This is a genomic window from Caballeronia sordidicola (genome assembly GCF_001544455.2).
GTDB classification, from domain to species: domain Bacteria; phylum Pseudomonadota; class Gammaproteobacteria; order Burkholderiales; family Burkholderiaceae; genus Caballeronia; species Caballeronia sordidicola.
This window is the reverse complement of the sequence record NZ_FCOC02000036.1, coordinates 24,108-34,412: the sequence shown is the minus strand read 5'-3', so window position 1 is coordinate 34,412 and position 10,305 is coordinate 24,108. Positions and strand designations below refer to the sequence as shown.

The 10,305-nt window shown below is 59.4% G+C and carries 8 protein-coding genes; 7 read left to right on the top strand and 1 reads right to left on the bottom strand.

The window, feature by feature from the left end; all coding sequences use genetic code 11:
- The first annotated feature begins 258 nt into the window (after positions 1–258).
- The 7 genes from AWB64_RS29780 (at position 259) to AWB64_RS31235 (ending at position 8,953) form a co-directional block, all read left to right on the top strand.
- On the top strand, positions 259–1,248 hold the full coding sequence (locus tag AWB64_RS29780) for a bifunctional riboflavin kinase/FAD synthetase (protein ID WP_060859009.1): 990 nt from the start codon (positions 259–261) through the stop codon (positions 1,246–1,248).
- 161 nt (positions 1,249–1,409) lie between these two features.
- Complete coding sequence (ileS, locus tag AWB64_RS29775; RefSeq protein WP_060859008.1) at positions 1,410–4,244, top strand: isoleucine--tRNA ligase; 2,835 nt, start codon at positions 1,410–1,412, stop codon at positions 4,242–4,244.
- Positions 4,244–4,744 (top strand): signal peptidase II, encoded by a 501-nt coding sequence (gene lspA, locus AWB64_RS29770; protein WP_060859007.1) that lies wholly within the window; start codon positions 4,244–4,246, stop codon positions 4,742–4,744. The genes ileS and lspA overlap by 1 nt, the downstream gene beginning before the upstream one ends.
- Before the next feature lie 32 nt (positions 4,745–4,776).
- A complete protein-coding gene (coaBC, locus tag AWB64_RS29765) occupies positions 4,777–5,994 on the top strand; it encodes a bifunctional phosphopantothenoylcysteine decarboxylase/phosphopantothenate--cysteine ligase CoaBC (protein ID WP_060859006.1) in 1,218 nt (405 codons plus the stop codon).
- Between the two features lie 14 nt (positions 5,995–6,008).
- Positions 6,009–7,022 carry an LLM class flavin-dependent oxidoreductase gene (locus AWB64_RS29760; RefSeq protein ID WP_060859005.1) on the top strand — a complete coding sequence of 338 codons (1,014 nt, stop codon included), beginning with the start codon at positions 6,009–6,011 and terminating at the stop codon, positions 7,020–7,022.
- Positions 7,019–7,465 (top strand): dUTP diphosphatase, encoded by a 447-nt coding sequence (gene dut / locus AWB64_RS29755; RefSeq protein WP_060859004.1) that lies wholly within the window; start codon positions 7,019–7,021, stop codon positions 7,463–7,465. The genes AWB64_RS29760 and dut overlap by 4 nt, the downstream gene beginning before the upstream one ends.
- Before the next feature lie 462 nt (positions 7,466–7,927).
- A complete protein-coding gene (locus tag AWB64_RS31235) occupies positions 7,928–8,953 on the top strand; it encodes a fimbrial protein (RefSeq protein ID WP_075643379.1) in 1,026 nt (341 codons plus the stop codon).
- A gap of 70 nt (positions 8,954–9,023) precedes the next feature.
- Here AWB64_RS31235 and AWB64_RS29750 read toward each other — a convergent pair whose 3' ends face one another.
- Positions 9,024–10,304, bottom strand: coding sequence for a D-tagatose-bisphosphate aldolase, class II, non-catalytic subunit (locus AWB64_RS29750; protein WP_060859003.1), 1,281 nt, complete (start codon positions 10,302–10,304; stop codon positions 9,024–9,026).
- Position 10,305 lies beyond the last annotated feature (1 nt).

Below are 10,305 nucleotides of genomic sequence, written 5' to 3'. Positions count from 1 at the left end.
TCTTTGTCGCCGTTGGACAAAGAAATGAAGTCCCGCCACGGACAGTGGCTAACAGTGCTAAAAAGGATCAACGAACACGGAACGCGCGCAGGCGCAAAAAGCAGGACCCCTCCCGCTTGCTCCTGAACGTTTATAATCGAACGCTTTGCGGCACACGCACCGGGGAAACACGCATTGGCCACACGCACGGCCATTCGTGCGCCAATCGCCCCCACACCGCGCGCCCCGGTCCACCTAACCGCCGACCCAATCGCTATCGTGAGAGTCTTCCGCGGCCTACCCAACGCCGAAAGCCGCGCGCCCTGCGCGCTAACCATCGGCAATTTCGACGGTGTCCACCGCGGCCACCAGGCGCTGCTCGCCCACGTCCGCGCCGCCGCCGATGCCCGCGGGCTCCCGGTCTGCGTGATGACTTTCGAGCCGCATCCCCGCGAATTCTTCAATCCCGCCGGCGCGCCGCCACGCATCGCCATGCTGCGCGACAAGCTGGAAGCACTGCGCACGAACGGCGTGGATCGCGTCGTGGTCGAACACTTCAATCGCACCTTCGCCGGACAATCGCCAGATACCTTCGTCGAAAATGTGATCGTGAACGGCCTGCACGCACGCTGGGTCATGATCGGCGACGATTTCCGATACGGTGCGAAACGCGCCGGCGACTTCGAATCGCTCGAAGCGGCCGGACGCAAGCACGGCTTCGAAGTCGAACAAATGGCGACCGTCGCGGACCTCAACGGCGCCCGCATTTCAAGTTCCGGCGTGCGCGCGTCACTGGTTGCTGGCGATCTGGACGCCGCCCGCCTCGCGCTCGGCCGCCCCTATGTCATCAGCGGCCACGTGGTGCACGGGCAAAAACTCGGGCGCGACCTCGGTTTTCCCACGCTCAACGTTCCGATCGCCCACAAGCGGCCAGCGCTCGCGGGGATCTTCGTCGTGCGCGTTCATGGACTCGCAGCCGAGCCGCTGCCGGGCGTGGCGAGTCTCGGCATACGGCCAACAGTCGATGATTCCGGCCGCGTCCTGCTCGAAACCTTCGTGCTCGACTGGCATGGCGACGCCTACGGCAAGCTCGTGCGCATCGAGTTCCTGCAAAAACTGCGCGACGAGGAAAAGTACGTGGACCTCGAAACCCTGACGGCGGCCATCGCCCGCGACGTGACCAACGCGCGCGCGTATTTCGCCTCCGACGTGAATTCCAGCGGCCGCGACAGCGGTTTCGCAACGTCGGCCACGGATCGAATTAGGTGAGCGCGCAGCGCCGGGCCCAAGCCCGATGCGCTGCCCGCTGCCTCGCTCCACGCACTTGAGCTTCATTACGAACTTAAGCATCCAAAACAAGCATCCCAAAGCCCGTTCCCGAACACGTCAGTCCGGAACCGCCGCTTCATCGAATACAAATCGAGTCATTCATGAGCAACAAGAAAGAAGCAAAGCCCCAGTCGAAATATCCGGTCAATCTGCTGGATACGCCGTTCCCCATGCGCGGCGACTTGCCCAAGCGCGAGCCGCAATGGGTCAAGGAATGGCAGGACAACAAGATCTACGAGAAGATCCGCGCCGCGAGCCAGGGCCGCAAGAAGTTCATCCTGCACGACGGCCCGCCGTACGCGAACGGCGACATCCACCTCGGCCACGCGGTGAACAAGATCCTGAAGGACATGATCGTGAAAGCGCGCAATCTGGCTGGCTTCGACGCGGTCTACGTTCCAGGCTGGGATTGCCACGGCATGCCGATCGAAATCCAGATCGAAAAGCAGTTTGGCAAGTCGCTGCCAGCGCGCGAAGTGATGGAAAAAGCCCGCAAATATGCGAGCGAGCAGATCGAAAAGCAGAAGGTCGGCTTTCGCCGGCTGGGCGTGCTGGGCGACTGGGACAACCCGTACAAGACGATGAATTTCGTCAACGAAGCAGGCGAAATCCGCGCGCTCGGCAAGATTCTCGAGAAGGGTTACGTGTTTCGCGGGCTGAAGCCGGTGAACTGGTGCTTCGATTGCGGCTCCGCATTGGCTGAAGCGGAAGTGGAATACAAGGACAAGACCGATCCGACCATCGACGTGATGTTTGCCTTCGCCGAGCCGGAAAAAACCGCGCAGGCGTTCGGGCTCGCCGAGTTGCCGAAGCAGGAAGGCGGCATCGTGATCTGGACCACGACGCCGTGGACGATTCCGGCCAATCAGGCGCTGAATGTGCATCCGGAAATTGTCTACAGCCTCGTCGATACAGAAAAGGGCCTGCTGATCCTGGCCGAGGATCGCGTCGACGAATGCCTGAAGCAGTACGGCGTGACCGGCTCGACCATCGCGACCACGAAGGGCGAAAAGCTGAGCGGCCTGCGCTTTCATCATCCGCTGAGCGCGGCGCATCCGGGCTACAAGCGCACCGCGCCGGTTTATCTCGGCGAATACGTGACCACCGAAAGCGGCACGGGGATTGTGCATTCGTCGCCGGCGTATGGCGTGGAAGACTTCGTGTCATGCAAGGCGCACGGCATGACCGACTCGGACATCATCAACCCGGTCATGGGCGACGGCCGTTACATCGAATCGCTGCCGCTCTTTGGCGGCCTGTCGATCTGGGAAGCGAACGATCAGGTCATAGAAGCGCTGCGCGGCGCCCATTCGCTGCTCAAGACCGAAAAATACACGCACAGCTACATGCACTGCTGGCGCCACAAGACGCCGATCATCTACCGGGCGACGTCGCAGTGGTTCGCGGGCATGGACGTGAAGCCGAACGACACGTCGCGCACGCTGCGCGAAACGGCGCTGGAAGGCATCGAGAACACGGCGTTTTTCCCGGCGTGGGGCAAGCAGCGCCTCTACAGCATGATCGCGAACCGTCCGGACTGGACGCTTTCGCGTCAACGCCAGTGGGGCGTGCCGATGGCGTTTTTCGTGCACAAGGAAACGGGCGAGCTGCATCCGCGCACACTCGAACTGCTCGAGGAAGTGGCGAAGCGCGTGGAAGTGAGCGGTATCGAGGCGTGGCAAACGCTCGATCCGCAAGAACTGCTCGGCGACGAAGCGAACATGTACGAAAAGAACCGCGACACGCTCGACGTCTGGTTCGATTCCGGCACGACGCACTGGCACGTGCTGCGCGGCTCGCACAAGGATTCGCTGCAGTTTCCGGCGGACTTGTATCTGGAAGGTTCGGACCAGCATCGCGGATGGTTCCATTCGTCGCTGCTGACCGCTTCCATGCTCGATGGCCGTCCGCCCTACAACGCATTGTTGACCCACGGTTTCACCGTCGACGGCGAAGGCCGCAAGATGTCGAAGTCGCTTGGCAACGGCGTCGATCCGCATGAAGTGTCGAACCGGCTGGGCGCGGAAATCATCCGCTTGTGGATTGCATCGACGGATTATTCGGGCGAACTCGCGATCTCCGAAGAGATCCTGAAACGGGTGACGGAGACGTATCGGCGGATTCGCAATACGTTGCGCTTCCTCTTGTCCAATCTCTCCGATTTCGACTTTGAGAAGAACGCGCGTCCGGTTGAAGAGTGGCTCGAAATCGACAAATACGCCGTCGCGCTCGCGCAGAACCTGCAGGACGACGTCCTCGCGCACTACGAGAAATTCGAGTTCCATCCGGTGGTGTCCAAGCTCGCGACCTTCTGCTCGGAAGACCTTGGCGGTTTCTATCTGGACGTGCTGAAGGACCGGCTTTACACCATGAAGCCCGACTCGCGCGAACGCCGCGCGGCGCAGACGGTACTGCATCACATTGCGCATGGCTTGCTGCGCCTGGTCGCGCCGTATCTGTCGTTCACGGCGGAAGAGGCGTACAAGATCCTGCAACCTGGCCGCGATACGATCTTCACCGAGGTGTATCACGACTATCCGCCGGTGCCGGATGCCGGCGAACTGCTCGACAAGTGGACGCTGATCCGCTCGGCGCGCAGCGACGTCACCAAGGCGCTGGAAGAAGCGCGCACGGCCAATCTGATCGGCTCGTCGCTGCAGGCTGAAGTCGAGGTGCGGGCAAGCGGCGCGCGCTATCAGGCGCTGACGAGTCTTGGCGCCGATCTCAGTTTCGTGCTGATCACGTCGGCGGCGCAGGTTTTGGAAGTGGCGAGCGAAGCGGAAGAAGGCGTCGATGTGATTGCATCGAAGTACCTCAAATGCGAGCGCTGCTGGCATTACAAGGCGGACGTGGGGACATCGGCGGAACATCCCGGATTGTGCGGCCGCTGTATCACCAACCTCTTCGGCGATGGCGAAACGCGGAGCGCAGCATAATGGCACGAACGATGTCCAAACAAAGCAGTGGTTCACTCGCGCCGTGGCTGGGTGTGTCGCTGATCGTGATTCTTTTCGATCAACTCTCGAAGATCGCGGTCGCCCGCGTGTTCAGCTACGCCGAACCGCACGCGCTCACGCCGTTCTTCAACCTGTTCCTGGTCTATAACAAAGGTGCGGCGTTCAGCTTTCTCGCCGCCGCCGGCGGTTGGCAGCGCTGGGGTTTCACGGTGCTGGGCGTGGTCGCGGCTATCGTGATCTGCTATCTGCTCAAGCGCCACGGCACGCAGCGGATGTTCTGCACGGCGCTTGCGCTGATCATGGGCGGCGCGCTTGGCAATGTGATCGATCGCGTGGCTTACGGTCACGTGATCGACTTCCTGGATTTTCATATCAACGGGTGGCACTGGCCGGCGTTCAACCTCGCCGACAGCGCGATTACCATCGGCGCGGTGCTGCTCGTATTCGATGAACTGCGGCGCGTGCGCGGAGCGAAGTAACCCGCCTTATGGCGAGACTCACGGAGGCAGCGTTGGACACGGCAGAACTCGCAGGAAAGCATCTGGTACTTGGGCTGTCGGGCGGTATCGCCTGCTACAAGATCGCCGAACTCACGCGTTTGCTGGTGAAGGCGGGTGCGACGGTGCAGATCGTCATGACCGAAGCCGCCACGCAATTCATCACGCCCGTGACCATGCAGGCGTTGTCCGGGCGGCCGGTCTATACGTCGCAATGGGACGCGCGGATCGCGAACAACATGGCGCATATCGATTTGTCGCGTGAAGCCGATGCAATCGTGATCGCGCCCGCTTCAACCGACTTTATCGCCAAGCTTGCGCATGGGAATTGCGACGATCTGCTTTCCACTCTGTGCGTGGCGCGCGATTGTCCGCTGCTCGTCGTTCCCGCAATGAACCGTCAGATGTGGCAGAACCCGGCGACGCAGCGCAACGTCGCGCAACTGCGTGCCGATGGCGTTCAGGTGCTCGGCCCGGATTCCGGCGCGCAAGCGTGCGGCGAAGTGGGCGATGGGCGGATGCTCGAGCCATCGGCTACGTTCGAAGCCATTTGCGCGTTTTTCCAACCGAAGATTCTGCAAGGACGCCGCGTATTGATTACGGCCGGACCGACGTTCGAACCGCTCGATCCCGTGCGCGGCATTACCAATCGATCGTCGGGCAAGATGGGATTTGCATTGGCGCGTGCAGCGGCCCAGGCGGGCGCGGACGTGCATCTCGTGGCCGGCCCCGTTGCGCTTGAAACGCCTTGGGGTGTGTATCGCGAAGATGTGCAGACCGCGCAGCAAATGCACGACGCGGTATTGCACGCCACGGCGGATACGGACATTTTTATCGCGGTGGCGGCGGTCGCCGACTGGCGCGTCGATCACGCGAGCGAGCACAAGATCAAGAAGACCGCGGACCACGCAATGCCGACGTTCACATTCATTGAAAATCCGGACATTCTTGCAACCGTTGCGCGTTTGCCGAATCCGCCGTATTGCGTCGGATTTGCGGCGGAAAGCGGAAACCTCGAAGTCCATGGCGAAGAAAAACGCGCGCGCAAGAATGTGCCGTTGCTCATCGGCAATCTCGGGCCGCTGACGTTTGGACTGGACGATAACGAAGTCGTGCTGTTTGAAGCATCGGGCATCACGCGCCTGCCTCGCGCCGACAAGAAACTGCTGGCCCGCCTGTTGATCGCCGAGATTGCAAAGCGTGCGCCGCGCGGCGGATCGCTGTTGTCCTGAACCGTCAGACCATCATGCCCACACGACTTTCGGTACTCGATCAAACGCCGGTCATTCACGGCCATAGCACTGCCGATGCGATCGCGGCCACGCTCGATCTCGCGCGCCTCGCCGACGAACTCGGCTACACGCGCTACTGGTGCGCGGAGCATCACGGTTTGCGGGGTGTATCGAATCCCTGTCCGGAAGTGCTGCTCGCGCGAATCGGCAGCATTACGCAGCGCATGAGGATTGGCTCGGGCGGCGTCATGCTGCCCTACTACAGCGCGTTCAAAGTGGCCGAGCAATTCCTGATGCTCGAAGCGCTGTTCCCGAATCGCGTGGATCTTGGCGTGGGACGCGCGCCCGGCGGCGACATGCGCACGGCGCAAGCGGTCGCGGCAGGCGACTACAATCGCGGCGATATTTTTCCGCAGCAAGTCGGCGAACTCGTTGGTTTATTCGATGGCACCCTGCCCGAAGATCATCTCGCGCACGGTGTTTTGCTGCAGCCGGAAATCGAAACGCGCCCGGAGTTATGGATGCTCGGTTCCAGCGACTTTGGCGGTTTGCTCGCAGCGCAATTGGGGATTCGCTTTGCATTCGCGCATTTCATCAATGCGCAATATGGGCATCGGGTGGCGGAGGCGTATCGCGAGCGGTTTGTATCGCGTCATGGGTCGAAACCTTATCTCGCGGCCGCCGTATTCGTGATTTGCGCCGATACCGAAACCGAAGCCGCCGCGCTGGAACGCGCCGTGGATTTGCGCCGGGTGCAGATGGCTTACGGATTGAACATGCCGATTCCATCGATTGCGCAGGGCGCAAATCAGGCATTCGGCGAACGCGAACTGAACGTGATTGCGCGCGAGAAGAATCGCAGCATTATTGGTACGCCGGAGCGCGTGACCGAACAACTGCACGAACTTCAACAACGTTTCGATGCCAACGAACTGATCGTGCTGAGCGTTGCGGGAAGTTATCAGGCGCGTCTGCGCTCTTACGAACTGCTGGCTGAAGCGTTCGAACTCAACAAACAGAACCCATGAAACTCGACATCAAGATCCTCGATGCGCGCATGCGCGATTACCTGCCCGCCTACGCCACGCCGGGAAGCGCCGGACTCGACCTGCGCGCGTGCCTCGACGCGCCCATCACGCTTGAAGCGGGTCAGACAACGCTGGTTCCAACGGGGCTTGCGATTCATATCGAAGATCCGGGTTACGCGGCGCTTATCTTGCCGCGCTCCGGTCTGGGCCATAAGCACGGCGTGGTGCTCGGGAACCTGGTCGGTCTGATCGATTCGGATTATCAGGGACAACTGATGATCTCGACTTGGAATCGCGGCGCGACGGCGTTCACGCTGAATCCGCTTGAACGTCTTGCGCAACTGGTGATCGTGCCGGTGGTTCAGGCGACGTTCAATATTGTCGATGAGTTTCCGGTCAGCGATCGAGGAGCGGGAGGGTTTGGGAGTACTGGGCGCGGCTAACCGGCAGCGGGCGCGGACTGGTCGGCTCGCGCCTGATTTTTGTTATGGCCAATGAAGCACCTTCGCATTTAAAGCACGGAGAAAAGCTCGATCGACGGAACAATCGCAATTGCTTTGCTGCCGCCAACTCGCCACGCCTCATACCTTGAAAACCTGTTAAAAATCCATTAAAAAAAGAAACCTGGAAACGATACGGAGCCATTCCTGGAACTGTCTTTATCAGGAAGGATTAATCCGTGGCGCCGACGGCCGAAACAGCATAGGATTTACAGGAAACCTAAAGGGTACCGCGGCACTATAAGGAACATCGTTTAGTTATGCTGCGGAATTATGTATAAAACTGCAATCAACTCACGGCTATGTAGTCGGCGCCGTAAATAAGCGAAGGCCAAGACACTTGTCCAACCGATCAACGAACAGCGAAGGTTCTAGTTTCGCATTGTTTTCTTTACGAGAGCCACAATGCTAAAGAACTCGTTAATTACTCTGTTTATTTTATTTCAGTTGATAAGCCACATATCGCCGGTCAATGCGGCAACGCCGCAGTGCACGATTACAGGATTGAACGCTGACATTACGATACCTACGAATGTGTTCCCGCGAGACGCTGCAATCAACACGCAAAGCGCACCTTACTCAACGACCGTCGTCATTAGCTGCATGTCCACGGGTACGGCTTACACGTTCAGTGTCTATACCTACGCGCCAAGCGGCGTTGCAGTACCGGGATTCACAAATTATTATCAAACCAATCTTCCGGACGTAGCAGTCAGATACATTGCGGAAAACGGTCCCAACACAAAATGCACGCCCTATTCCGGCGGATGGCCGTCGCAGATGTTACAGATCCGCCGGACCATTTCTTGTACGGTGACGGCCGCGTCACCGGGCGTACCGCAAATATTCAACTTGAAATATTCCGCATATTTCATGAAAGTAGGACCTGCGCCAACGGGAAACCTGACAGCGGTACCACCCGTCACAATCGAAGAATACCAACCCGAGTCAAGCGCTGTGTTCAACGTCTATTCGGGAGTAGCAACTGGCTCCTTCGCTGTTTCAGCTTGCTCGGTCACTACACCCGCCATAGCCGTGACAATGCCAAAAACCTACACTTACCGGCTACCGAAGGTGGGATCGACTGACGGTGAAACCAATTTGAACGTTGGTCTAAACTGCGATCCAGGTCTGAAGGTGTACACCACTCTGACGGATGTAAGCACGCCGGCAAATGACAGCACCACGTTATCGTTAAGTCCAGAATCGACCGCTCGAGGTATCGGCTATCAAATCCTGTTCAACGGAGTTCCGATTGTCTTCGGTCCCGATTCAGCGGTCGTTGGGAATCGAGGGCAATTCCTGATGACGCCCACACAAACCACAGGCGGCGTGGTTACGGTCCCATTAACCGCGCGCTATATTCGAACGGGCACAATCGGCACAGGATCGGCCAACGCTAAAGCGACATTTACCATGTCGTATCAATAGAAACGGAAGACGCTTTGATCCGAAGGAGGACGGTCGCTATGTCGACCGTCGCGTGACAAATTAGCTAATACTATCGGCACGCCCCCGCGTAGACCCTGATCACTTGCCGCACGCGATCCTGAACCAGCGCGAGCGGCTCGTTTTTCAACTGGCCGTGCCGCACGGCCCAATATTGATCAGGCAGGAATTGGCTTAAAAGATTCTCTGGAATCATCACCGCATTCAGGTTATCCAGCAGCTTTTGTGCAGTCTTCGTGATCTCCGGATCGGCCCAGTAATAACGCACGCGATCGCTATAACTGTACGTGCGTAACACGCGTTGCTGTTGTGCATCGCCGTGATAATACTTTTCCCAGTGGCCCGGTTTCGCGAGCATTACACGCTCCACGACCGCGCGCAAATTCGAGCGCTGATTCTCCGGAATCAACTGCGTTTCGATATCCGCCAAAGCATAAAGCGCCTCGCGCAAAGCGAACGTTACGCCCGGCCCAACCTTGAGAATGCGAAAGCCGTCGCGGACCAGAGCCGTCAGCGCTTCGGGTGTCTGATAGTCGGTGGAATGCGCTTCGAACACCATGCCGGGCAGATCGTCCAACGCACTTTTCAACGACTCGGCGCGCGACGGCACATAGTCGATCACCTTCGTATGATCGAACTCCACACGCGGCTGCACGACCAGCGCGATCACGCGCGGCCACGAGTCCTCCACGCCCTGTTCCTGCCACGCTTTTTTGTGGACCAACGCCGTTTCAATAGCCGCATCGCGCGAGGTAGGTTCAACGATTTCAAGCTCTTCCGCCGCGCCGCCCGGCACCGGCACTTCCGTGCCGATCACATACACCGGGCTCACACTCAGACTCGCGCGCTTGACCGCTGCTTCGGCGACCGCGCATAAACGGGCGGCGCGCGAAGCCACCACGGCGTCCGACAAACGCTCGGGATCGTCGGCGCAAGACATGCTGGTATCGAGGTGAATCTTCGTGAATCCCGCCGATGCATACGCGTCGATCAACGCATTCGCGCGTTTCATCGCCTCTTCGGCTGGCAGATGACGCCACGCATTCGGCCCGAGATGATCGCCGCCGAGAATCAGATGTTCGTGCGCAAAGCCGACGCGTTGCGCAATCGAGCGCACGAAGTCCACGAAATCCGCCGGCTTCATGCCCGTATAACCGCCGTACTGATCGACCTGATTCGACGTCGATTCGATCAGCAATGGCGTCCCGTCTTCCAGCGCCTGCCGCATGGCGGCTTCCAGCACCCACGGATGCGCGGAACAAATCGAATAGATGCCCGTGAGCCAGGCCGATGCCGGATGCGCATTGCTCAAACGCGAGACGATCGAATTCATG

Coding starts and splice junctions, on each gene's coding strand:
- ileS (WP_060859008.1), top strand. CDS start 1,410: ATGAGCAACAAGAAAGAAGCAAAGCCCCAGTCGAAATATCCGGTCAAT.
- lspA (WP_060859007.1), top strand. CDS start 4,244: ATGGCACGAACGATGTCCAAACAAAGCAGTGGTTCACTCGCGCCGTGG.
- AWB64_RS29760 (WP_060859005.1), top strand. CDS start 6,009: ATGCCCACACGACTTTCGGTACTCGATCAAACGCCGGTCATTCACGGC.
- dut (WP_060859004.1), top strand. CDS start 7,019: ATGAAACTCGACATCAAGATCCTCGATGCGCGCATGCGCGATTACCTG.
- AWB64_RS31235 (WP_075643379.1), top strand. CDS start 7,928: ATGCTAAAGAACTCGTTAATTACTCTGTTTATTTTATTTCAGTTGATA.
- AWB64_RS29750 (WP_060859003.1), bottom strand. CDS start 10,304: ATGAATTCGATCGTCTCGCGTTTGAGCAATGCGCATCCGGCATCGGCC.